This window comes from Blastococcus sp. SYSU DS0539 (assembly GCF_054050855.1).
On the sequence record NZ_JBJHAF010000003.1, the window covers coordinates 259,030 to 282,741 of the forward strand.

18 protein-coding genes and 1 pseudogene are annotated in these 23,712 nt (G+C 73.3%); 5 read left to right on the forward strand and 14 right to left on the reverse strand.

Going from position 1 to position 23,712, the window contains the following annotated elements:
- Window positions 1–11 precede the first annotated feature (11 nt).
- On the reverse strand, window positions 12–1,142 hold the full coding sequence (locus ACI790_RS05535; RefSeq protein WP_456568787.1) for a hypothetical protein: 1,131 nt from the start codon (window positions 1,140–1,142) through the stop codon (window positions 12–14).
- An 854-nt stretch (window positions 1,143–1,996) separates the two neighbouring features.
- On the opposite strand from ACI790_RS05535, the gene ACI790_RS05540 reads away from it, so the two are divergent.
- Window positions 1,997–2,743, forward strand: coding sequence for an N-acetylmuramoyl-L-alanine amidase (locus ACI790_RS05540; protein ID WP_456568788.1), 747 nt, complete (start codon window positions 1,997–1,999; stop codon window positions 2,741–2,743).
- A gap of 51 nt (window positions 2,744–2,794) precedes the next feature.
- On the opposite strand, the gene ACI790_RS05545 is transcribed toward ACI790_RS05540, so the two are convergent.
- The gene (locus tag ACI790_RS05545) at window positions 2,795–4,927 is read right to left on the reverse strand and encodes an acyltransferase family protein (RefSeq protein ID WP_456568789.1); all 2,133 of its coding nucleotides are present in this window, start codon (window positions 4,925–4,927) and stop codon (window positions 2,795–2,797) included.
- A gap of 135 nt (window positions 4,928–5,062) precedes the next feature.
- A complete protein-coding gene (locus ACI790_RS05550; protein WP_456568790.1) occupies window positions 5,063–5,833 on the reverse strand; it encodes a discoidin domain-containing protein in 771 nt (256 codons plus the stop codon).
- Window positions 5,834–6,378: 545 nt separating this feature from the next.
- Here ACI790_RS05550 and ACI790_RS05555 point away from each other — a divergent pair.
- A complete protein-coding gene (locus tag ACI790_RS05555; protein ID WP_456568791.1) occupies window positions 6,379–7,341 on the forward strand; it encodes a glycosyl hydrolase family 18 protein in 963 nt (320 codons plus the stop codon).
- Here the strand turns inward: ACI790_RS05555 and ACI790_RS05560 are convergent.
- The 5 genes from ACI790_RS05560 to ACI790_RS05580 form a co-directional block, all read right to left on the reverse strand.
- Window positions 7,299–8,177, reverse strand: coding sequence for a polysaccharide deacetylase family protein (locus ACI790_RS05560; protein WP_456568792.1), 879 nt, complete (start codon window positions 8,175–8,177; stop codon window positions 7,299–7,301). The two genes, ACI790_RS05555 and ACI790_RS05560, sit on opposite strands and share 43 nt — an antisense overlap.
- Window positions 8,174–9,736 carry a hypothetical protein gene (locus ACI790_RS05565; protein ID WP_456568793.1) on the reverse strand — a complete coding sequence of 521 codons (1,563 nt, stop codon included), beginning with the start codon at window positions 9,734–9,736 and terminating at the stop codon, window positions 8,174–8,176. Before ACI790_RS05565 ends, ACI790_RS05560 begins: the two co-directional genes overlap by 4 nt.
- Window positions 9,733–9,912, reverse strand: coding sequence for a hypothetical protein (locus ACI790_RS05570; protein WP_456568794.1), 180 nt, complete (start codon window positions 9,910–9,912; stop codon window positions 9,733–9,735). Before ACI790_RS05570 ends, ACI790_RS05565 begins: the two co-directional genes overlap by 4 nt.
- Window positions 9,912–11,006: a glycosyltransferase gene (locus ACI790_RS05575; protein WP_456568795.1), complete on the reverse strand. Its 1,095-nt coding sequence runs from the start codon at window positions 11,004–11,006 to the stop codon at window positions 9,912–9,914. The genes ACI790_RS05570 and ACI790_RS05575 overlap by 1 nt, the downstream gene beginning before the upstream one ends.
- 953 nt (window positions 11,007–11,959) lie before the next feature.
- A complete protein-coding gene (locus tag ACI790_RS05580) occupies window positions 11,960–12,343 on the reverse strand; it encodes a hypothetical protein (protein ID WP_456568796.1) in 384 nt (127 codons plus the stop codon).
- A gap of 156 nt (window positions 12,344–12,499) precedes the next feature.
- Here ACI790_RS05580 and ACI790_RS05585 point away from each other — a divergent pair, with 156 nt between their 5' ends.
- From ACI790_RS05585 to ACI790_RS05595, 3 genes are all read left to right on the forward strand, one after another.
- Entirely contained in the window at window positions 12,500–14,818 is a 2,319-nt protein-coding gene (locus ACI790_RS05585; protein ID WP_456568797.1) for a putative bifunctional diguanylate cyclase/phosphodiesterase, read from the forward strand.
- Window positions 14,819–14,910: 92 nt separating this feature from the next.
- Window positions 14,911–15,303, forward strand: coding sequence for an S-adenosylmethionine decarboxylase (locus ACI790_RS05590; RefSeq protein ID WP_456568798.1), 393 nt, complete (start codon window positions 14,911–14,913; stop codon window positions 15,301–15,303).
- Between the two features lies 1 nt (window position 15,304).
- A complete protein-coding gene (locus ACI790_RS05595; protein ID WP_456568799.1) occupies window positions 15,305–16,099 on the forward strand; it encodes a hypothetical protein in 795 nt (264 codons plus the stop codon).
- Between the two features lie 249 nt (window positions 16,100–16,348).
- Here the strand turns inward: ACI790_RS05595 and nrfD are convergent, their stop codons facing one another.
- The 6 genes and pseudogenes from nrfD to ACI790_RS05625 all read right to left on the reverse strand — a co-directional run bounded on the left by nrfD (window position 16,349) and on the right by ACI790_RS05625 (window position 23,601).
- Window positions 16,349–17,407, reverse strand: coding sequence for an NrfD/PsrC family molybdoenzyme membrane anchor subunit (gene nrfD, locus ACI790_RS05600; protein ID WP_456568800.1), 1,059 nt, complete (start codon window positions 17,405–17,407; stop codon window positions 16,349–16,351).
- Between the two features lie 2 nt (window positions 17,408–17,409).
- Window positions 17,410–18,489: a 4Fe-4S dicluster domain-containing protein gene (locus ACI790_RS05605; RefSeq protein ID WP_456568801.1), complete on the reverse strand. Its 1,080-nt coding sequence runs from the start codon at window positions 18,487–18,489 to the stop codon at window positions 17,410–17,412.
- 136 nt (window positions 18,490–18,625) lie between these two features.
- A pseudogene (fdh, locus tag ACI790_RS05610) lies at window positions 18,626–21,925 on the reverse strand (formate dehydrogenase).
- Window positions 21,926–22,267: 342 nt separating this feature from the next.
- Window positions 22,268–22,507, reverse strand: a complete 240-nt coding sequence (locus ACI790_RS05615; RefSeq protein ID WP_456568802.1) for a hypothetical protein — start codon at window positions 22,505–22,507, stop codon at window positions 22,268–22,270.
- 73 nt (window positions 22,508–22,580) lie between these two features.
- Window positions 22,581–23,294, reverse strand: coding sequence for an SGNH/GDSL hydrolase family protein (locus ACI790_RS05620; protein ID WP_456568803.1), 714 nt, complete (start codon window positions 23,292–23,294; stop codon window positions 22,581–22,583).
- Window positions 23,295–23,334: 40 nt separating this feature from the next.
- Window positions 23,335–23,601, reverse strand: a complete 267-nt coding sequence (locus ACI790_RS05625) for a hypothetical protein (protein WP_456568804.1) — start codon at window positions 23,599–23,601, stop codon at window positions 23,335–23,337.
- Between the last annotated feature and the right edge of the window lie 111 nt (window positions 23,602–23,712).

A 23,712-nucleotide genomic window follows, 5' to 3' on the forward strand; every position in this document is an offset into this window, starting at 1 on the left:
TGTCCGCATGCTCATCGAACACCACTTCCTCCGCGGTGGCGGCGCAGCCGATGCCACCAGACGGCGGCCGCGAGGATGTTGCTTATTCCGAGGCCCCACGCCGCCCCCTCAGCCCCGCTCAACACCGCCCCTGCGACGCCGCCAAGAACACCCAAGGGCGACAGTAGAATCATGGTGTTGAGACTGACGTTCGCCAACCCTGCCATCCTGAGGCCACCCCGCACCACGTTGATGCTGCCCTTTGTGCCCCAGTAGACGCCGAGGCCTAGGATGGCCGCTTGCGCCACCTCGAAAGTGGCTCCCAGGAAGAAGCGCCCGAATGCGTCGGGCAGGACGACCAGAGATGCGGTCCACAGAAGCGCAAGTACAGGCAGGGCGATTCCGGCCGCCCGTACCAGTCGATCGGCGCCGGCGATATCGCTAGTTCGCATGCGCGACCCCTCGGAAACCGTGAAGGTCACGACTGCTACGAACACCATGCTCAGAGGCCCCAGCAGTACGCGTGCACCGTTTAGCGCACCTAAGGCTGATAGCCCACCCACCACCCCGACAACCAGCAAGGTGACCTGGAACGCGCCCGCCTCTACGAATACCTCAACGACATACCTAACAGTCAGGTCGCGATGCATCCGCAGCCAGGTCCACGACCCACGAAGGGACAAGCGGACGTTCGCCCATCTCACGCCCAGTACCGCGGAGATCAATCCGCCGACTCCCCAAGCCGCGATCGCAGTAGCTGGCGTGATTGCATGCGCAGTCAGTAGGGCGCCAAGAATCGCTACTTCGACGACGAGCCAGACTCCATCGATGAAGGCCGCAGCTCGCATACGTCCTTCGGAGAAGAAGATGTAGCGGCACGCGTCTTGAACGAAAAGACCCGGAAGAAGAGCGCCCATCACCAACATCGGGGGGCCCGCATCGCCGCCAATCGCAGCACCGATCGCCGCGACGATAAGTCCGGATGCGAGTCCAATCTGCGCCGAGAGCAAGACTGCCCACGACGCTGCTGCAGCCTCTTGTCCCGGCCGGTTAGTGCTGTGGCGCACGATGAGAGGCTCGAGTGCAAGCGGTCGGACCAATTCGATGAGCAGAAAGTAGACGGCGGTCGCGAGGCTGAATGCCCCGAAGGCTTCAAGGCCCACTGACCGCGCTACTACCACGGAGAAGGCGAAGTTTCCGATACTGGATAACCCTTGCCCGACCATTGTCCAGCCGGCGCGTCCTCGACGGCCTAATGCCGGATTTGCAGGTATCCCACTTGATGCAGCGAGACGATCGTCCCCCGAATGGCGCCGTCTCACTTAAACGCTTACCTCCAGGGACAGGCCCTCGCCTGTCCCCTCAGGCGATGGCAGGCGAACCGATGGTGCGGGGGCAGTCGCCCTGGGTAGGCAGAGCCTTGGGTAGCCGACTCCGATCAACATGTGGACTGCCGTTGACGAGATGTCAAATGCGAACTTCCCAGCAGCTGGTGGCTCTTCCCGCCAACTCCTCACCCGGGGATACTAGGTGCCCCCAGTAGAGGAAACCTCACTCGGATAGATGGTCTTCTCCCGGCCATGGCGGTCGTCCGCCCGCTCACAACGGGGAGCCTTGCCTCGCAAGGTACGGCGGCAGAGACCTCGGTGGAACGGCGGGCACATAAGAGGCGGCGCAGGAGCCGAGCGATAGCCGCCCGAGGCACCGGGCACCGAGTTCGCTGTGCCCTGAGTTCTGCCGACGTGATCCCCGGCCGTGTTATCCGGCGTGGATGGCTGGTCACCTTCTCGCCGTCCCCGATGGCGTGGCACTGGGACTAAGCCCGGTTGGGCGATCCTTCTCTCATGGTCACGATGGTCAGTCCGGAGGAGCGCCATGGTGCCGGGGCGTCGAGGAGGTTCGCCCCTGCATGTTCGGTCTCCGCGCGAGGCGACAAGCTGCCCTCGGCCGACCGCTGCTGCTCTTGACGCTCGTGCTCGCACTCACGCTGATCTTGGTCATTCTCATGGTCCAGGCGGTGGCAGGCACAGATGGTGTCCCGGCGTCCGGGCGGACGATCGGCACGTCCGCCCCGGCGACCGAGCCAGGCCCTTCCCCCGCTCCCCTCCCGCTGGTCGGGCGCACCGTCGTCCTCGACCCCGGGCACAATCGGGACAACGGCCGGTATCCCACCGAGATCGGCCGTCTGGTCGATGCCGGCGGCTTCGCGAAGCCCTGCAACACCACGGGCACCGCCACGGTGGACGGCGTGCCGGAGGCGACCATCAACTGGGAGCTGGCCCTCGCGCTGCGCGAGCGGCTGGAGGCCCTCGGCGCCACCGTCGAACTCGCCCGCGAGCAGGACGCCGGCTGGGGCCCGTGCATCGACGAACGCGGACAGGCCGGCAATGGGGTGGGCGCCGACCTGCTGCTCTCCCTGCACGCCGACGGCGCGGCCGCCGACGCGCACGGCTTCCACGTGATCCAGCCCGGGTCGCTCCCCGGGTGGACCGACGACATCCACGCCGACAGCTCACGCGCAGCGGTCGCCGTGCGCGACGCACTGGTCGCCGCCGGGCTTCGCCCCGCCACCTACCTGGGGCTGGACGGCATCGTCGAGCGCACCGACCTGGGCACGCTCAACCACTCCGACGTCCCGGCGGTGATGCTCGAGGCCGGCAACCTGCGCAACCCCGGCGACGCCGCTCTGCTCACCGACGCCGGCGGCCGCGGCGTGGTCGCCGGCGCCCTCGCCGACGCCGTCCTTGCGTATCTGACGGAATGACCCGCGGCCGGGGTCGCCCGGCTCAGGACCCGGCGACGCGGACGTGCCTGATCACGACCGGATCCTGGACGGGATCATGTCGCGGACGGCGGCCGCCACCAGCTCTGCCCCCGCCGCCGTCAGGTGGGTCTCGTCGGTGCGCAGCAGCACGGAGCCGATGAAGGCGGGGCAGCGGTCATCCGCGCAGAACAGCTCCCGGGTGTCCACGTAGGTGACGTCCGCACCGGCCGCCTGGAGCTCCTCGACGGCGGCCCGCTCGGCCTCGGACTTGTCCACGTAGCCGCGGGTCATCGGCCGGACGCAGTCCTCCGGGCTGCCCAGGCGCCCCCCGCACCCGCGAGGGTCGACGCCCAGCGGCGGATTGCTCAGCACCACCACCGAACCGACGTACGGCTCCACCGCCTCGAGGGTCGACTCGAGGCCGCGCTCCCACTCGTCGATCACGGCCTCGCCCTCGCTCCCGCTGACCAGGTCGCCGAGGTACCCCTGCCCCGCCGACACGACCAGCACCTCGGGCGAGGTCTCCTGGATGAACTGCAGGGTGCGCTCGCGGGCGTCCGCGCACTCCTCCGGGAAGCCGGGCGCCTCGATCTCCGGGGCCACGGCGACATCGATGAACGGGCAATTGGCGTAGCCGAGCGCGAGCACCTGCCAGTCATCGCCCTCGAACGTCGCGTTGATCGTGGGCGCCCAGCTCATCGCGACGGAGTCGCCGACGAGGAGCGCCGTCTTGCTCGCGTCCGCCGGCCCCTCCTGGCAGACCAGCGGCTCCTCTGAGGCACCCACGATGTTCCGGCACCCCGGCGGGGCGGTGCCCATCGCCACCGCCTGCTGCTCGGGCCCCAGCTCGTCGAAGGAGGGCCTGAGGTCGGCCGGCCAGGAATCGGCGGCCAGGGCGGCCTCCACCCGCTCCGCGAGCACGGCCGCGGGAGGCCGGTCCCCCGAGCTCGCCGGATCCGCGCTGAGCGTGCCGCCGCCTCTCAGGGACGCGGGCCCCCAGAACTGGGCAATGCCCACGACGAGCAGCACCCCGGCCACGGTGACCGGCAGCGCGATCCCCGTGCCGCGGCGCCGCGCCCACGGCGACACGTAGCGGGGGCCGAGACGGAGGGCCAGGACGGGCTGCTCGACCCACCGGTAGGAGGCGGCGGACAGGACCACCGTGAGGGCCAGGACCGCCAGCTGCACCGCCAGGGACCCCCCGAAGGCGGCGACCCCGAACACCACCACGGGGAAGTGCCACAGGTAGATCGAGTACGACCACCGGCCGAGCCGCTGCGCGACCGGGTTGGTCAGCACGGCGGTGGCCGCGGACGGGGACGGGTCGGCCAGCAGCACCATCGCCGCCCCGAGCACCGGCACCAGCACCCACGGGAAAGGGAACGGCGAGGACGGCGAGATGACCACGGCCGAGGCCAGGATCAGCACGACCCCGCCGACGCTCAGCCCGGCACGGAACCGGTCGGCGAGCACCGCCCGGCCGGCGACGACGGCGACGAGCGCCCCGGCCAGCAGCTCGCCGGCCCGCGCCAGGGTGTCGAAGTAGGCGGCCGTCGGAGCCGTGCTCGTCCGGTAGGCCGCCCAGGCCAGCGAGATCGCGATGCCCGCGGCGATGAACCAGACCAGCCGCTGCGGCCGGTGGCGGACGTCCAGGAGCCGGAAGCCACCGAGCAGGAGCAGCGGCCAGAGCGCGTAGAACTGCTCCTCGATCGACAGCGACCAGTAGTGCTGCACCGGCGAGACCGGCCCCTGCGCCTGCAGGTAGTCGCTCCCCACGGCCACCAGGTGCCAGTTCTCCACGAACAACGCCGCGGACAGCGCATCGAGGGCGGTCTGGTTCGCCCGCGGCAGGAAGAAGAGGACGTACCCGGCGGCCACGGTCACCGCCAGCACCACCATCGCCGCGGGCAGGATCCGCTTGGCGCGCCGGAGGTAGAAGTCGCGGAAGTTCACCCTGCCCGTCGAGGCGAGCTCGCGCAGGAGCAGCGAGGTGATCAGGTACCCGGAGATCACGAAGAAGACGTCGACACCGATGAACCCGCCGTGCGGCCAGCCGAAGACGTGATCGGCGACGACCAGCCCCACCGCCACCGCGCGCAGTCCCTGGATGTCGGAGCGGAAGCGCGGCGGACCACCGGGAGGCCGAGGCGTGGTCCTGGTCGCCGCCTGATCCCACCCCGACATAGGCACGAAGGTACTGGGACAAAGAAGTTCTCGTGATCAGGAACGGCATCGGGCTCCGCAGCCCGGGCAGACCCCCCTACCTGCTTGGTCGCGGCGGGGCGCCGTCCGCTCGCCCCCGACGGGGTCGAGCGGAGGTCAGTGCCCGGCGAAGCGGACGTCGCTGATCGCGGTGAAGTCGCGGACCGCCGCGTCGTTGCCGGTGCCCCCGATCTCCAGCACCACCCGCCGGGTCGTGACGCCGTCCGGGGGCTCCAGCTCCGCCGCCGTCGGGCTCGGTGACGCGATCGTCTGGCGCACCGGCTGTCCCTCGTCGAACCGCCACACCACCTCGGTGACCGTGCGGTTCTCCAGGAACCGGTCGGTCCCGTCGGCCGGGTCGACCTTCGCGTACCCGGGCACCAGCCCGACCGATGTCACGGTGACCGGTGCGCCGAAGTCGTAGACCAGCTGCTGGCCCACGGCCGAGCCCGCGCACCGCCAGGCCGTCGCGCCGACGCCGTCCAGCGTCAGCTCGGGGTCGTAGGTGACCGCGTTGCCGGCGGCGTCGACACCGGGCGGCGCCTGGCAGGTCGCCCGCACCGACACCGGCTGCAGCGGAGCCGAGGTCGCCGATCCGGCCGCGGTGTCGGTGCCGCCCTCGGTCGCGGTACCTCCGCCGTCCGCTACGGGTGTGCCGTCGGGAGCAGCGCCGTCGGTGGAGATCAGGTCGGCGACGAACAGGCCGCCGGCGACCACGAGGACGAGGGCCACGGCGGTGGCGACGAGCAGCCCGATCGGCCGCTCGCGCCGGCGCGGACCGACCAGCGGCACGGCCGGCGGCGCGGCCGAGAGCCTGACGGGCGGTGCGGCCGGGGGCCCGACGGGCGGTGCGGCCGGCGTCGGGTGGGCCCACGGCGCCGTGGGCATCGGGGGCTGCACCAGGGCCCGCGGCGGTGGTGGCGGGGGCGGCGGCGGAAGCGCGGGGGCCGGCGCGTCCTCCGCCAGCCACGCCTGCGGGCCGACGCTGTACTCGGGCGTGACCGGTGGCGCCGCGGCCGGCCAGGGCGGGGGCGCACCGAGCGGCGGCGGTGCCGGCGGCGGGTTCGACTCCGGTCCGGCCGGTGACTGCCCGCCGACCGGGTATCCGGGGCCGTCGCCGGCCGGGTTCCGCGGTCCGCTCCCGCCCATCCGTCGTCGCCCCTCTCCGGTGGCCGGCGTCGCGGCGACGGCCCTCTTTCCGCGCACAGCCCGGCCGGGCCACGATATGTGGTGGAGCCCTCGGGGCGGTCCTCCCTCGCCGAGGGCGCGCGTCAGCGGAGGAACGGCCGGGCGGCGCCCCCGCACGCCCCCGGCAGCCCCGACCCTGCGCCGGCATCCGGTCCGCCGGCCCGGCTCGTAGGATCGTTGGCCAGCGGGCACCCGGCCCACCTGTCCGGCACCACCGGGTCCGCACGACTGCCGAAGGGACACCGGTGCCCTCTCGCGTTCGCCGGGCAGCGCTGCCGGCCCTCGTCGGGGTCCTGACCGTGGTCGTCGCGATAGGAGCCGTCATCGCCGCGCGTTCGACCGGATCGTCCGACGCCCCGGTGGATCCCCTCCCCCGCGCCGTCGTCGCCGAGTACTGGCGTGCCGACGGCTCACCGCGGCTGACCACGGCCAGCGACCGGGTGACCGTCTTCTTCCTCGCCTTCGCCACCAGCGCGGAGCCCGGCACCGGCCGGCTCGAGTTCGACCCGGACCAGGGCAGTGGCGTCACGCCCGAGCAGCTGCGCGCCGACATCGCGGCGGTCCAGGCCCGCGGCGCCGCGGTCCTGCTGTCCATCGGCGGCGCCGAGGACGGCGGGATCCGGATGCGCACCGACGACCAGGTCGACGAGGTGGTCGGCAGCGTCACGGAGATCTGCGACCGCTACGGCTGCGACGGCATCGACTGGGACCTCGAGCAGCAGGGCGCGGGCACCGACCTCGACTCCCTGGTCAGCGCCAGCGCCCGGCTCAAGGCCGCCCGGGGGCCCGAGTTCGCCGTCACCGTCTCCGCCGAGCCCGGCCTGCGGCTGTACGAGGACCTCGCCCTGGCCGAGGGCGAGGCCACGGTGGACGGCCGGACGTGGCGCGGTCACGTCGTCGACCTCTACGGTCCGCAGTTCTACGACTTCGCCCAGACCGCAGAGCAGCGCCGGGCCGACATCGTGGCGACGGCGCTGCGGATGGCCGACCGCGGCCTCCCGCCGTCCCGGTTCGCCATCGGCACGACCTACGCCGCCTCCGCCCTGGGCGCGCCGGGCCAGATGCCGGTCGAGGAGTACCTCGCCGCCTACCGCGCCCTGGCCGACGCCGGCCACCGCATGCGGGGCGCCTACGTGTGGGACATGACGATCGAGAGCGTGCGGGGCTATCCGTTCGCCGAGGCCTTCGGCGCCGAGCTCGGCACCTGATCCCCGGCCGGCTCGGGGAACTGGAGGATCCGGCCGGTCGCATCGGGCCGCACCTCGGTCGCGGCGCAGAGACTGCGCTCGTTCATGGCGTCGACGATCGGCTGCAGCGCGTCGATCGAGTTGCGGGTCGCCTGCCCCAGGCCGTCGTGCATGGTGATGATCGAGCCGTTCCGCATCGGTCCCACGACGTTGGCCGCGATCTCCGCGGCGGAGATCCCCTCGGTGTCGTGGGCGTCGATGAGGTTGTCGCTCGGCTCGTGACCGAAGGACATGACCAGCCGCAGCCCCAGGCTCTGCGCGACGTCGTCCACCTGGCGGTTCACCGCCCCGTACGGCGGCCGGTAGAGCTGCGGCACCGGAGCGCCGTTGGCCACCAGCAGGTCGTTGGTCCGCCGCAGCTCCTCGCGGATCTGCTCGGCTCCCCACGGCACCACCCGGTCGCCGGAGGGCAGCTCCCCGGTCGTGAGGTTCGCGTGCGACTGGGTGTGGTTGCCCAGGACGTGCCCCTCGGCGACGGCCCGGCGGACGAGCTCCCCGCGGCCCTCGATGTTGTGCCCGCTCCAGAAGAAGACGGCGGTCAGGTCGAGGGCCCGGAGGCGGTCGAGCAGCTCGGCGCTGTGCTGCCGCGGCCCGTCGTCGAAGCTGAGGACGACGAAGCCGCCGGAGCAGTCGCTGACGAGCGGACGGACGGCCTCGGGCTCGCCGGCCGACGACGCGCCGGCCGACGCCGAGGTGTTCGCCGACACGTCGGAGACCGCCCGGTAGCCGGCGTAGGTCAGCCCGAGCACGACCGCGAGCGCGATCAGCAGCGGCCGCCTCCAGCGGCCACCGCTCACCCGGACACCTGCCGGTAGACCAGCCACGCGTCGGCGTCCGCGACGCCCGAGGCCGGGATCGTCGCCACCAGTTCGTAGTCGGTGTAGTTGTCGCGCAGCGCCGTCAGGACGACGTCCTCCATCGCGTCCTCCGCCGGCGACCCGGTGCCGGCCGAGTGCAGCACGATCGTCTCGTAGTGCAGGTCCTCCACGGCCACCCGGACGGCGTCCTCGCCGCGGGCGTAGAGACCGTAGGTGTCCTCCCACTGCACCGCCGGCAGGTCGCTCGTGTGGTATTCGAGCGCCTCTGCGGCGGTGCCGCTGGCCAGGTAGAGCCCCGGTGCGGGGTCCGTGACGATCTGGGCGACGACCGGCCGGACGTCCGGCCACGCCGCGTAGACGGCACCCGACCGGGAGACGGCGAACAGCACCAGCACCGGCAGGATCAGCAGCACCGGTCCGAGCCGCCACGCACCCCGCGACATCCGGGTGAGCGCGAGGCCGGCCAGCGGGGCCAGGAACAGGGCCGAGTACGCCAGGTTCCGGTCGAACGCCACCGCCTCACCGGTCCACAGCTGCGCCGCCGGGAACAGCGCGCCGCCCGCGAGCAGCGCCGCGACCAGCAGCGCGTTCCGCGTGCCCGTGCCGGCGAGCAGCACCGCACCGGCCACCGCGAGCAGGACCAGCACGCCGATGTCGAGCGCCAGCCAGCCGGCCAGCCCCGACCACGGGCGCGGGCTGAGCGGCGCGTCGCCGACGAGGTCGGTCCAGGCCCGGCCGGCCGGGCCGGCCCCGAGCAGGTGCAGCACGCCGGTCAGGAGCACCGCCGTGCCGCCGACGACCGCCGCCCGGCGGACCGTTCCGGTCCAGCCGCGCACGCCGGTCCGGCGGTGCGCACCGGTCCGGCGGTGGGCGCCGGCCATCGCGGCCCCCGCCACGAGGACGACGGGGGCCAGGAGGGCGGTGGAGTACTGGAGCACGGGCACCAGGGCCAGCAGGGCGCCGGCCGCGAGCGCGGATGCCGCACCGCGGCGCGTCGCGATCAGCCAGAGGGCGGCAGCGAGGCCGGCCAGCGCCACCGCGTCCGGCGTGCCGAGCCCCCCGACGAACACCACCGGAGCGCTCAACGCGAAGGCGGCGGCCGCGAAGACCCCGGCCCGGTGCGGGAAACGCGCCGCCACCGCGGCCGACAGCAGCACCATCGCGGCCACCACGCAGCCCAAGCCGAACGCGCGGACGAGGAACAGCCCGCCGACGCTGTCGAGCACGGCGGCCAGCACCGGGTACAGGAACGGGGCACCGGGCAGCGCGTCGCCGGGCACGACCGCCGTGGCCGGCGTGACCCACTGGGAGATCAGCTCCCGGCCGGTGTTGATCGCGAGCGCCTCGTCGGTGGACGCGCCGTTGCGCAACCGCAGCGCCAGCCCGGCGAGCACGACGGCCAGCAGCACCACCGGCAGCCGGGTGATCCACCGGCGGGTGCGCGGGTGGATCAGCCGCTCGGGCAGGCTCAGCAGCAGCGCGTCGTGCCAGTGCGGTGCGCGGTAGGCGCCGGTCGGCGCGGACGTCGTGACGGTCATCGCCGCCCGGTCTCCAGCGACGGCGGCAACGTCTCGTCACGGTCGTTCTTGGGCAGGATGCGGCGCACCGCGAGGCCGAGCATCAGGACCGTGACCGACGTCAGGAGAGCGGTGGCGCCCATGAACCCGTCGTGGGTCACCTCCTCGAGGAGAGCGGCGAAGCCGGCGGTGTCCATCAGGTGATCCACTCGGTGTCGGCGCCGTGCAGCGCGCGGGACAGGGCCTGCCAGTTCACGACCGACTGGCACAGGTCGTAGACGATCATCGGGAGCAGGAACGCCGCGTAGCGGCGGCCTCGCCGGCCCGCTCCCCAGGACGCCAGCACCTGGTCGAGGACGAAGACGGGGATGATCACCAGCCAGATCAGGTGCAGCGACGGCTCCTCGAGGGCCAGCGCGTACGACCAGGCCAGGACCATCAGCAGCGGCACGATGCTCCGGAAGTACGTCCACCCCTGGACCAGCCAGGCCTTCCGCGTGTGCTCCACGAAGCCGTACGTCATCAGCGTCTCGAGCGTCCCCCGCTGCCACCGGAGACGCTGGGTCCGCCAGTCCGACCAGGTCGGCATGATGTCGGTGACCACCTGGCAGTCCCGCGCGCAGCGCGGGTCGTAGCCGAGCCGCTGCAGGGCGACGGTCAGCTCGTAGTCCTCCGTCAGCGACGCCTCGTGGTAGACCTGCCCGGGCACGCCCGGGAGCAGCGCGGAGCCGCGGGCGTCGGCCACGGCGCGCAGCGCCTCGACGGTGAACATCGTGGCCGCGCCGGAGAGCACGTGGATCCGGCCCGCACGGCGGTGCACCGTCCGCAGGCCCTGGCTGTACTCGATCTTCTGCAGCAGGCCGATCCGGGACGGGTGGTCCTCGGCCACGTACGAGCCGCTGATGCCACCGCGCTGCCGGTAGGCCTCGAAGTACCGCATCCCGCGCTCGATGAAGTCGGGGCTCAGCCGGCTGTCGGCGTCCATCGACAGGACGACGTCGTCCGGCTCGAGCGCCGCCAGCACCCGCGCCAGCCCCTGGTTGAGCGCGCCGGCCTTCTTGGCGGTGTTGCCCTGCGTCTCTAGCACGTCGACACCCAGCGCGCGGGCGATCTCGACCGTGCCGTCCGTGCAGTTGTCGGCGGCGACGAGGATGCGCTGGGGCGGCCTGGTCTGCCTCCGGAGGCTGGCGATCGTCTGCGCGATGCCGACTTCCTCGTTGTGCGCCGGGATGACCGCCGTGACCCGGGCCGGCTGGCGCGCGTGGGAGGTGCGGGGTTCCGGAGCCGCCACGGGCGGGGCCAGGACCGCGGTGTTCGACTCGAAGCGGTATCGCCTGGGGAGCTCCGGCGCGAGCGTGCCGCCCGCCTCCGTAGGACGGGTGCGTCCCTCCGCTGGGCGCGTTGCAGCGCGGTCGATTCCTGCAGTCCCCAACGAATCCCCCCGAATGCCGTGCTGCCTGCGCGTGTGCGCTGCGGCCTCACGGTTGCGTTCCATGCGTTTCCCGGTCACCGCGGACGATGAGCAGGCACCGAGAACGTATGTCGGGACGGGCCGGGTAGCAGCCTTTGTCGGGAAGATCTTTGTGCGCTGAACTTACTACGTAGCGTGATGGCAACTCGCAGTGATCGGGCTGTGACGTGCACATATGCCGTCGCAGACCGTCACCGGACGCGCTTTAGGCCTTCGCTCGTAACTCTCCGTGACCACCCGAACAAGGGTGGCCTCGCGTCTTCACGAAGCGCTCCGGCGCCATTCGTCCACCATTCCCGGCGCGCGCATTTCCGGGTCGGCACAATGGCGGTCGGGGGCCGCCCGACCCGGTCGCGACAGCGCCGCCCGCACCCACGAATTGCCTGGTGAGAGCACCGGGACCGCGGAGAACCCCGCCCGGCCGGCGACGGTCCGCGATGAAGCCCGCCGATGCTTGGAGGCCGGCACCGCGCAGGTCGGGCGGGATGAATGCCGCCCGACTCCACATGCGCACGCCGTCGCGAACAGGTCGTGCACGACCGGTCGACCCGGCGTGCCCGTGCGGCCGGGTGCTTCGCGCGCACCGTCGTGCTCGGCACCCCGCGGGAGCTACCCGGCGCCGGATGGGCGTTCCAGCCATGGCGCGCGGACGACCGGTGCGACACGCCCATGTGACGCAAGTCATGCCGGGTAGCCGGGAAGCGCCACCCGATCGGGGGACGGGCGAGCGCCCGCTGCCCGACGACGGCGGCGCCATCCCTACGACCGGGAGGTCAGGCCGCCTTGGGCGCCAGGCGCAGGCGCGCCCAGAAACCTGTCGTCCTCGTCGGCTCCTCGCCCGCCGACCGGCCACCGTCGCCGTCGTCACCTGCGGCGACGAGTTCTCCGACCGCGCGGACGGGCACCGCCACCGGCGCGTCCTCGGCGTCGATCCGCGCCGGCCGGTACCCGGGCGGCGCCACGGGGAGCAGGCGGTGGGCGTCGGACGGCCCGTAGGCGGACGGCGGCGCGGCATGCCGACCGTAGGCCACGACCTCCGGATCGTGGAGGACCGTCGCGACGCTCATCGGCTCGGGCGTCGGCTCGGCGTCGGCGTCGGCGGGACGACCGATCAGCCGCGTCGACGGCAGCCCTGCGGAACCGGGCGAACACTCCATACCTGCCTCATCGGCAGCCGAGGGCCGGAGCGTGACCATGCGGGGGAACCGGAACGGGATGCGCACGGACCCGGCGGCCGGCGCGGCTCCCCCCTCCGGGTGACCCGGCGCCCCGCATCGCTGAAGCCCGCCCGTTCCGCGGCCGATGTCCCCGACATGGACCAGCGAGATCTGACGGGTGTCGCGCGGCGCCCCGGCCCCGCGCTGTTCCTGACCATCGGCCTGGTGGCGCTGTTCGCCACCGGGATCGGTCAGCGGCCGGCCGGTGCGGCATGGGACCGGACGTACGACGTCGTCCTCTACAACCTGCCCTACCTCGCCGCCGCGGCGGCGTGCGTGCTGGCGGCGCGCCGGGTGCGGACCGAGCGGATCCTCTGGTTCGCGCTCGCCGCCGCACTGACCCTCGGCGCGGTCGGCAACGTGCTGCGCGTGCTCTCCGCCGGCCTGCAGGGCAACGAGCCGTCGTCCACGCTCTCGCACGTCGTCTCCTTCGCGGCCTACCTGCTCGTGTACGTGCCCCTCGTCGTGCTGATCCGGACCCGGGTGCCGCGCTTCCACCCCAGCATGTGGCTCGACGGCCTCGTGGCCGCCCTCGGCAGCCTGTCCGCCGGGGTCGCCTTCCTCCTGGGCCCCTACCTCCGCACCGCCCCCGGCGGGACGCCGGTGGCCGCCGTCGACCTGGCCGCCCCGATCACGACGGTCCTGCTCATCGCCGTGCTCATGGCCGTCAGCGGCATCCTCGGCGTGCGCCTGGACCGCACGTTCGTGCTGCTCGGCGCGGGGCTGGGTGCTCTCTGCGCCTCGGACCTCATCCTGTTCGCCCTCAAGATGCGGGGCACCTACGTCGACGGCGGCCCGCTCGAGCTGGGCTGGCTCGCCTGCGTGATCCTGACCGCCACGGCCGCGGAGAGCGCGGTCGAACGGCCGGCTCCGGTCGACGACACCAAGTCCCGCATCGGCTGGCGGCTGCTCGCCGTGCCGCTGGCCTGCCTCGTGGCCAGCCTCGTCGTGCTGAGCCCGGGCCGGTCGGCGCCCGTGCCCGACATCGCCGGCTGGCTGGCCATCGCCTGCGTGCTGGCCGGCGTCGTCCGTATTGCCGTCACCTTCCGCGAGGTCCGCGGGTACAACCAGGTCAAGCTGGAGTCTCGGACCGACGAGCTCACCGGCCTGGCCAACCGCCGCGCGTTGCTCGAGCGGGCGCAGCGGATCGTCGCCTCGGCCACCCCGGAGCGGCCGGCCGCGCTGCTGCTGCTCGACCTCGACGGGTTCAAGGAGATCAACGACAGCCTCGGCCACTCCGCCGGCGACGACCTGCTGCGCCAGGTCGGCCCGCGGTTGCGCAACTCGCTGCGGGCCGACGACGTCCTGGCCCGGCTGGGCGGCGACGAGTTCGCGGTGCTGATGCCGGCCGCGGAACCCGCCGAGGCGTGCGCGCTCGCCGAGCGGCTGAGCGACCTGCTGCACGCGCCGTTCACGGTGGCCGACGTCCGGCTGCACGTCGGCGTCAGCGTCGGTGTCGCCACCGCGCCGGCACCGGCGGCGACGGTCCAGGAGCTGCTGCACTGCGCCGACGTCGCCATGTACAGCGCCAAGCGCGCCCGCGAACGCGTGCACGTCTACGTGCCCGACCCGGTCACGGGCACCGCCGGCAGCGACCGGCTGCGCACCATGGAGGAGCTGCGGACCGCCCTCGACGGGGACGAGCTCCTCGTCTACCTGCAGCCCCAGATGGACCTGCGCGACGGACGGGTCGTCGGCGTCGAGGCGCTGGTCCGGTGGGCCCACCCCACCCGGGGCCTGCTGTCGCCCGCCCACCTGCTGCCGGCCGCCGAGCAGGCCGGGCTGCTGCGGCCGCTCACCGACCGGGTGCTGGAACTGGCGCTCACCGCAGCCGCCCGCTGGTGGCCGGACCGCCAGGTGCCGGTGTCGGTCAACCTGTCGGCGACGAACGTCACCGACCTCGACCTGGCCGGCAAGGTCGCCGCCGCGCTGCACCGCCACGGCCTCCCCCCGCGGGCGCTCACGCTGGAGCTGGTCGAGGACACCCTCATGGCCGACCCCGAGCGCGGCCGCGGGGTGCTCGCCGACCTCCGGCGCTCCGGCGTCCGCACCTCGATCGACGACTACGGCACGGGCTACAGCTCACTGGCGTACCTGCGGCACCTGCCGGCCGACGAGCTCAAGCTCGATCGCACGCTGACCGCCGACGTCGACCGCGACCCCCGGGCGGCGGCGATCGTGCAGAGCACCGTCGCGCTCGCCCACGCCCTCGGCCTGAGCCTGGTGGCCGAAGGCGTCGAGACCCTCGCGACGAGCGCCACGCTCGCCCGCCTCGGCTGCGACGTCGCCCAGGGATACGCCATCGCCCATCCCATGCCGGTCGACGACTTCCTGCGCTGGCTGGCTGCCTCGGACTCCGGGCTCGTCGACGAGGCCCTGATGCCCCAACTGAGTCGGGGTCCGGCCCGGGACTGACCTGCCGCTGCACGGCGGTGACCTGCGCGTCTGCTGGGCGACACGCCGGAGTAGGTCAGCACGCTGCGCGGTCGAATGGGGACTATGGGCGTGTGACGGCCTCCTCCCCCACCCGGGAACTGCTCGGAAACCGCCCCGTCGGGTGGCGCGACCTCGCACCGGAGATCGTCCGGCAGCGGCTGGTGATCGAGGGCGTCCCGGCCCGGCCCGTGGACGACGCGCAGATCCGGGCGTACCTCTCCGCACTGTCCCGCGAGGTGGAGATGGTGCAGCTCATCGAGCCGGTGACGCACCGCTCCGACCTGTACGGCTGGGCCGGGTGGATCCACTGGGAGACGTCGGGGGCGCACTTCTACGCCTGGGAGCAGCCGCGGCTGTTCTTCTCGGTGGACATCTACACGTGCAAGGCGTTCGACCCCGACGTCGCCGTGGCCTTCACCACCGACTTCTTCGCCGCCCGCACCGTCGTCGCGAAGTCGTTCTGACATGACCCTCCGGCTGCTCGTGGCGGACTCCCCCGCCGAGCGGGATGCCGCACGCCAGGTCGAGGCCCGGGTCTTCCTGCAGGCGTTCGGCAACACACCGGAGGTCCTGGCGGAGGAGTACGGCCCGTACGAGGCGCGGTCGCGGTTCGTCGTGGTGATCGACGACCAGAGCGGAGCCGCCTTGGGCACCGCACGACTGATCGTCCCCGGCGCGAGCCCGGTGAAGACCCTGGTCGACGTGGCCGGCGAGCCGTGGCAGCTGCCCGTGGCGGACAGCCTGGGCGCGGTCGGCCTGGAACCGGCGACGGTGTGGGACGTGGGCACCCTGGCCGTGGACCCCCGGTACCGCGCCGGCGCGGCGGGCGCCGAGATCAGCGTGGCCCTCTGCCACGGCCTCTGGCGGTACGCCCGCAACTGCGTTGTCCCGGGCTTGGTCACCATCGTCGACGACCGGGTGCGCCGGTTGCTGCGCGCGATGGGCGTGCCCTGGCACCCGATGGCGGGGGCGGCGTCCCGCCCCTACCTGGGGTCGCCCGCCAGCACCCCGTGCGTCCTCGTCGCGCACAGGGCCGAGGAGGAGATGGCCCGAGCCCGCCCGGACCTGGCACCGGCCCTGGTGCACGGACGGTTCCGCTCGATCACCGTCGACCCGGCCGACCTGCGGCCGGCCCGCGGCACCCTCGCCGAGGAAACGGCACCGGCCGGGCCGGCGCTGCCGCCGCGCCGCGACACGACCGGGTGGCGGCCGCCGACGTCCCGCCGCGCGGAGCAGCTCGCCAATCCGCCCGGCGCGTGACCCGAGGCGGACCGCTGCCCGTCTGAGCGCGCCGGGTCCTCCGCCGGCACGGCGATGACCAGCCCGACCGGCTCGGCGGGGGTCGGAGCTGGCCGGAGGGCATCCGGCGACGTCCGCCTCTGCCCAGCCCCGGTGGGCAGAGACGGACGTCCCGCGGACCCAGCTGTCGGGCCCACCGCGGACACCACCCACACGCCCCCGCCCAGCCGACGCCATCAGCCGTCAGCCGTCCGGAGGCGTCCCGGCGGCTCAGCGGGTGACGGAGCGGCCCTCGCCCTCGCCGACCTGCTGACCGGCCTCGCGGGCCGCCATCCGCTCGCGCTGCGGCACGACGGTGTACTTCGGGTCGCGGGCGCTGGCCATGCCGGCGTCGAAGACGCCGAACCGGGTGAGCAGCGACCCGGCCGCGAGCAGCACGCCCGACGCGACCGCCCCGGCCCGCGTCCGCCCGGCGACGGCGGTCAGCCCTGCCCCCACGGCGGTGCAGGTCTTGGCCGCGCGCATGAGTGTCCCGGCCCGGCCCTCGTGGTACGGCTCGCTCACGATGCCGTGGTCGTGCTCGACCTTGTGCATCGCGGCCAGCTCGATCGTGGCCCCGGCGATCGCCATCTTCCGCGACGGCCCGGCCTCGTCCACCGGCGTGAACATCATCGTGAGCCCTCCGCCGGCGGCCATCGCGGAGCCGGCGAAGACGAACGGCAGCTGCTTGTACGGCGCGTGCCACGACGGCACGGCCGTGTTCGCCAGCAGCACCGCGGTGTAGGTGGCCATCGGCCCGCCGAACAGCGCCGAGACCACGCCGCCGAAGCGCTTGAGCCGGGGGAACCAGCCCAGCAGCTCCACCGCCGCCGTCGCGCCGGCCGCCGCGCTGAACGGCGACAGGATGTAGGTGCCCACCGACAGCGGCGAGGTCGGCTTGAACACCCGCAGCATGTGCAGGAACCGCTCGGGCCGGCCGAGGTCGTGGATCAGGAAGCCGACCGAGGCGATCGAGCCACCACCGGCGACCAGCCGGCCCACCCGCGTCAGGTTCGGCCGGTCGGTGAGGTCGGCGACCGCGGCGAGGATCGCCGAGGAGCCGGCCGCGCCGCCGAGGAAGAGGTACAGCGGGACGTCGGGGGTCTTCCACACCGGCGGCTTGATGATCGGCCGCCCGTAGTACGACGTGAACTCGACGTCGTCGACCATCGCGACCTCGGCCGAGCGACCCCGCCGGCCACCGCCGCGACGGCGCTTCCGGGGCTTGTGCTCCCCCGGGCCGTCCGCGCGCCGCCAGCCGGCGCCGGGCGTGGTGATCCCCTCGGTCATCGCTACCGCTTCCGTGAGCCGAGGACGGCCGAGACCGCCACACCGATGATCAACGCCGCGCCCTGGGCGGCGGCCTTCCACATGGCCGGAACGTCCCGGGTGGTCACCACCGGGTCCGGCGGCAAGCCGTAGACCTCCGGCTCGTCGAGCAGCAGGAAGAACGCACCCGCCCCGCCGACGCCGTCGTTCTCGTCGCGGCCGTAGAGCCGGGCGGTCTCCACGCCCTGCTCCTTGAGCGTCGCCAGCCGGGCGTCCGCGCGGGCCTGCAGCTCGTCGAGGTCGCCGAACTGGATCGACTGGGTGGGGCACGCGGTGGCGCAGGCCGGCTGCAGCCCGTCGGTCAGCCGGTCGTAGCACATCGTGCACTTGAAGACCCGGCCGTCGTCCTTGCGCTGGTCGATCACGCCGTACGGGCAGGCGGGCACGCAGTAGCCGCAGCCGTTGCAGATGTCGCCCTGCACGACGACGGTGCCGAACTCGGTGCGGAACAGCGCCCCGGTCGGGCAGACGTCGAGGCAGCCGGCGTGGGTGCAGTGCTTGCAGACGTCGGAGGACATCAGCCAGCGGATCTGCTTGTCCGCCCCGGACTGCCCGGTCTGCGGGTCGAACTCGCTCAGCGCCTCGGCGTTGAGCACGCTGCTCTGCTGCGCGTCGGCCAGGCTGACGTCGTCCCCGGCCATCGCCGGCGACGGGCCGCTGCCCTGCCGGTCGTCACCGGGGCGGCCGAACGTCGGCATCGGGAGGTCGACGGTGCGGGTCTGCTCCACGAAGGCCACGTGCCGCCACGAGTTGGCGCCGAGCATGCCGGTGTTGTCGTAGCTCATGCCCGACATGCCCATGGCGTCGCGCAGGCCGTGCGAGTCGTCCATCGGGAGCGTGTTCCACTCCTTGCAGGCCACCTCGCACGCCTTGCAGCCGATGCACACCGAGGTGTCGGTGAAGAAGCCGACCCGCGCGGGGTGCTCCTCGACGTAGCCCGCCTCGGCCGAAACGTCGGGCAGCGGCCCGAACAGCCGGTTGCGCGCCTGCTCCCCGCCCGCCCCGCCGTCCAGACCCGGGCTCGCCGAACTGATCGACGTCATGCCGGTCCCTCTCCCGTGCCGTCGTCCTCCCGCGCCCCGGCGCGTCCTCCCGCACCGCCCACCACGAGGGTGGACGCGCCATGATCAGGGAACCTGATCGTGGCCGGGGGCAGGGGGTGGCTGTCGTCGTGGACGGTCACTGCGTCGCCCCCTCGCCGGCGTTCGCCTCGACCGGGTCGCGGCCGTTCACGCCCACCCGGCCCGACGCCACCCCGGCGCGGCGCCGGTAGGCCTCCACGAACTCCAGCAGCTCCGTCCCCCGCGGGCGCCGTCCCGGGACGATGTCGGCGGTGGAGACCTTGTCCTCCTGGATGTGGGTGTTCGCGTCGAGCGCGATGCCCAGCAGGTCGTTCGCCGAGTCGCCGGTGGAGAGCCCGCTGTAGGACCAGTGGTACGGCATCCCGATCTGGTGCACGACCCGGCCGTCGCGCAGCCTGATCGGCCGCACCCGCTCGGTGACCAGGACCTTCGCCTCGATCGCCGAGCGCGCGCTGACCAGCGTCGCGTAGTCGTTGTGGGTCAGCCCCCGCAGCTTCGCCAGCTCCGGGCTCACCTCGACGAAGAACTCGGGCTGGAGCTCGGACAGGTAGGGCAGCGTGCGGCTCATCCCGCCGGCGGTGTGGTGCTCGGTCAGCCGGTAGGTGGTCACCTGGAACGGGAAGACCTCGGAGCGCGACGGGTTCTCCCGGTTCCACGGCCCGTCGATCCGCTCGACCGTCGGGCTCGCCTGCACCGGGTAGAAGGCGTTCTCCACGACCGACTCCACCGGCTCGTAGTGCGTCGGCAACGGGCCGTCGACCAGCCCGGCCGGCGCGTACAGCCACGCCTTCCCGTCGCCCTGCATGACGAACGGGTCGTCGCCGGCCAGCGCGTCCTGCGCCCGGGCACCCTCCGGCGGCACGTAGTCCGGCCGCTTGTTCTTCTCGAAGTCGGGGACGTCGACGCCGGTCCACTCCCCGGCGGCCTCGTCCCACCAGACGTACTTCTTGCGCTCGCTCCACGGCTTGCCGTCGGGATCGGCCGAGGCGCGGTTGTAGAGCATGCGGCGGTTGAGCGGCCAGGCCCAGCCCCACTCCGAGGCGACGGTGCCCTGCTCGGCGCCGGGCTTGCGCCGCGCGGCCTGGTTGACCCCGTCGGCGTAGACGCCGCAGTAGATCCAGCAGCCGCCGGAGGTCGAGCCGTCGTCCTTCATCTGCATGTAGGACGACAGCGGCTCGCCGTCGGGGCCGGTGCCGTTGATCTCGCGCAGCACGGCGGCGGCGTCCGGCTCCTGGATCTCCCCGTGCAGCGGGTAGTCCCAGGTCATCCGCAGCAGCGCCTGGTCGCGCGGGTCGGTGGAGCCCGCCAGCCGCTCGCGCAGGATCCGGCCCAGGTGGAAGTAGAACCACAGGTCGCTGCGGGCGTCGTTCGGCGGCTCGACCGCCTTGTGCCGCCACTGCAGCAGCCGCTGCGTCTGGGTGAAGGTGCCTTCCTTCTCCACGTGCGTGGCGGCGGGCATGAAGAAGACCTCGGTGCTGATCGTCTCCGGGGCCAACTCCCCCGTCTCGATCTCCGGGCCCTCCTTCCAGAAGGTCGCCGACTCGATCATCTGCAGGTCGCGCACGACCAGCCAGTCCAGGTTGGCCAGGCCGAACCGGTTCATCCGGCCGTTGGGGTGGCCGACCGAGGGGTTCTCGCCGACCAGGAAGTAGCCGTTGACCTTCCCCTCGATCATGTCGGCGATCGTCCGGTACGAGCTGTGGTCGCCGTTGATCTTCGGCAGCCAGTCGAACCCGAAGTCGTTCTCCGGCTGGGCGGCGTCGCCGAACCAGGCCTTGAGCAGGCTGACCATGTAGTCGCGCTTGTTGCCCCAGAAGCCGGCCTTGCCGGCGGCGTCGGCGCAGTACTCGTCCAGCGTCTGGTGCTGCATCGCGTGCGGCATCGGCAGGTAGCCGGGCAGCAGGTTGAACAGCGTCGGGACGTCGGTGGAGCCCTGGATGCTGGCGTGCCCGCGCAGCGCCAGGATCCCGCCGCCGGGGCGGCCGATGTTGCCCAGCAGCGTCTGCAGGATCGACGCCGTCCGGATGTACTGCGCGCCGACGCTGTGCTGCGTCCAGCCCACCGAGTACACCCACGCCGTCGTCCGGTCGCGGCCGCTGTTGCTGGTGACCCACTTCGCGACCTGTTCGAACACCTCGGGCTCGATGCCGCAGACCTCGGACACCATCTCCGGGGTGTAGCGGGCGAAGTGCCGCTTCAGCACCTGGAACACCGACCGCGGGTGCTGCAGGGTCTCGTCCCGCTTGGGCTTGCTCGGGATCGGCGGGCCACCGCTGCCCGCGGCCTGCCCCTGGTCGGCCTCCCGGACGGCGGGGGCGTCGTCGAGCTGCTCCTGCGCGGCGGCCTCGGCCGGGTCGTCGGCGCTGGACTCCGGCCGGTCCTCCGGCTCGTACGCCCAGCTGTCCTCGTCGTACATCCGGTTCTCGCCGTCGTACCCGGAGAACAGGCCCTCGAGGTCCTCGGTGTCGACGAAGTCCTCACCGACCAGCGCCGCGGCGTTGGTGTAGGCGACCACGTAGTCGCGGAAGTAGAGGTCGTTGTCCAGGACGTACTTGATCAGCCCGCCGAGGAACGCGATGTCCGTGCCGATCCGCAGCGGCACGTGCAGGTCGGCCACCGCGCTGGTGCGGGTGAACCGCGGGTCGATGTGGATCACCTTCGCGCCCCGCGCCTTGGCCTCCATCACCCACTGGAAACCCACCGGGTGGCACTCGGCCATGTTCGAACCCTCGATGACGATGCAGTCGGAGTTCGAGAGGTCCTCCAGGAAGTTCGTGGCGCCGCCACGACCGAACGAGGCACCCAGACCGGGCACCGTGGAGGAGTGCTATATGCGGGCCTGGTTCTCGATCTGGATCGCGCCCATGGCGCTGTAGAGCTTCTTCATGAGGTAGTTCTCCTCGTTGTCGAGGGTCGCCCCTCCGAGGCTCGCTATCCCCATGGTGCGGTTGACGCGGTAGCCGCCGTCCTCGTCCTGCCAGCCCTTGCGGCGGGCCTCCAGGACGCGGTCGGCGATCATCTCCATCGCCGTGTCGAGCTCCAGGTCCTCCCACTCCGTCCCGAAGGGACGGCGGTACTTGACCGTGGTGGTGCGGGACGGGCTGGTGACCAGCTGCTTGCTCGCGCTGCCCTTCGGGCAGAGCCGGCCGCGGTTGATCGGCGAGTCCGGGTCGCCCTCGATCTGGACGATCTGCTCGTCCTTCACGTACACGTTCTGCGCGCAGCCCACGGCGCAGTACGGGCAGACGCTCTTGACGACGCGGTCGGCGGTCGCGGTGCGGGACACGACGGACTCGGTCGCCTTGCTGCGGGCGGCCGTGCCGCGCCCCAACGGGTCCGAGCCGGTCAGCTGCCGGTACACCGGCCAGCTCTCGAGCCAGGTCTTCACTCGCGTCACTCTGCCACCTGCTCCGCGGTGCGGCGCGTCGACAGGCGCGGCGCCCGGATCGGTCCGTCCGCGGCGGCTCGCCGACGATGCCGGGCGGGCGGGTACCGGGCCCCCGTGGGCCCGGTCCCCGTCCCCCGGCGTCGCGGACCAGCGGGCGGCACCGTCCCGCCGCGCCGCGGCGGAGGTGGACGACCCCGCCGTGGCCGGGAAGGAGAGGGTGGCGCCCGTCCCGCGGCAGCACCGAGCCTGCGCGCCCGACCGCAGGGTCGCGTGCAGGGATCCGCAAGGAATCCGCAGGAAGGACCCGCGTGGCGCCCGCCGGACAGCCGCCGTCAGCCGCGGGGAACCGCGTCAGCCGCGGGGCGGGGCCTCGCCGTCCGGGTGCCGGCCGGGCATCGCGGCGAGCGCCACCAGGGCGAGCACGGCGACCGCCCAGCCCGCGAGGACGAAGAGGTCACCGGCGTGCAGGCCGTGGTCCCGGGCCACCGTCAGGAGCACCGGCCCCTCGTTGCGGTACTCCCCGGTGACCAGCAGGAAGGCGAAGCCGGAGACCACCCCTCCGACGACGAGCGCGCACAGCCAGCGGAGCATCGGCCAACCGTAGTCCGGCGCGACACCCGCGGCGGCTCCGCGGCCGGGCCGGTCCGCCGTCCGGTCCCGGGGCTCACGGGCCCGCGGCGACCAGGGGCTCGACGAGCGGGGCGATCCGGTCGGCGAGGTACCGGTGGCCCTCGTCGGTCGGCTGCCCGTCGTCGACCAGGTCCGGGCCGGTCAGCCACAGCTCGGCGAGCGGGTCGGCGAAGGGCACGCCGGCGGCCGCCGCGGCGGCCGACACCGCGTCCCGGTTGGTGACCACGTAACCGGGGGCCGGCGTGGTCGGCCACACCGGGCCGACGGCGAGCAGATCGGCCTCGGGCGACACCGCCCGCGCGGCCGCGAAGGTCTGCTCCGCGGCGGCCTGGACGTCGGCCGCGGCGGCGTTGTCGTGCTGCGAGCCGGCGAAGACCACGACGTCCCAGCCGGGCCCGGCCGCCTCGGCCAGCTGGGCGAAGGTCTGCCCCTCGGGCGGGGTCCGGAGATATCCGCTGCCGTCGGCCGCCGCGACCTGCAGCTCCACCGGGGGCCCGTCGGCGGCGAGCTGCTCCGCCATCAGCTGCGGCCAGCCGACGGCGCCCTCCGGCACGGCGGTGGTGGCGTCGCCCACGACGAGGACGCGCAGCGCATCGGCGGCCGCCGGGTCCTCCGCGGACGCCGAGGCGGAGAAGCCGGGCGGTGGCGGCCGGTTCGCCAGCAGGTAGGCCATCACCGCCACCGCGACCACGCCCAGCCCCATGACGACCCACGCCCAGCGCGGCGCCGGCGGCAGTCCCCCCACCATGGCCGGGACGGTACGCCCGCGTTCCGGTCGCGGGCGGTTGTCAGCCGCGGTCGGGCAGGGAGTTCCCCGCGGGCCGGCCGGGCTCCCGGGGCCGGTCCGGCGCCCGGTCACCGGCCGCGAGGCGGGCGGCCTGCTCCCGGCGCTGCGCGGACCGGCGCAGCAGCACCTGCGCCTGCGTGCGGTCGTCGGTGCGCCGGGCCCGCTCCGCCAGGACGTCGGCGGTCTCGAGCAGCAGCGCCACCCGCCGCCGCTCCTCGGGTCGTCCACGCCGAAGGGCCACCCGGTCGGGCAGCTGCCCTGAGGTCATGCCCGCATCGTCGGTGCTCCCCGCGCGGGCCGCGACTCGGCCCGCCCACCGGCCCCGGGCACCGGGCCGGCGCCCGCCCACCCGATCGGGTGACCTCCGGCGCGGCCCACT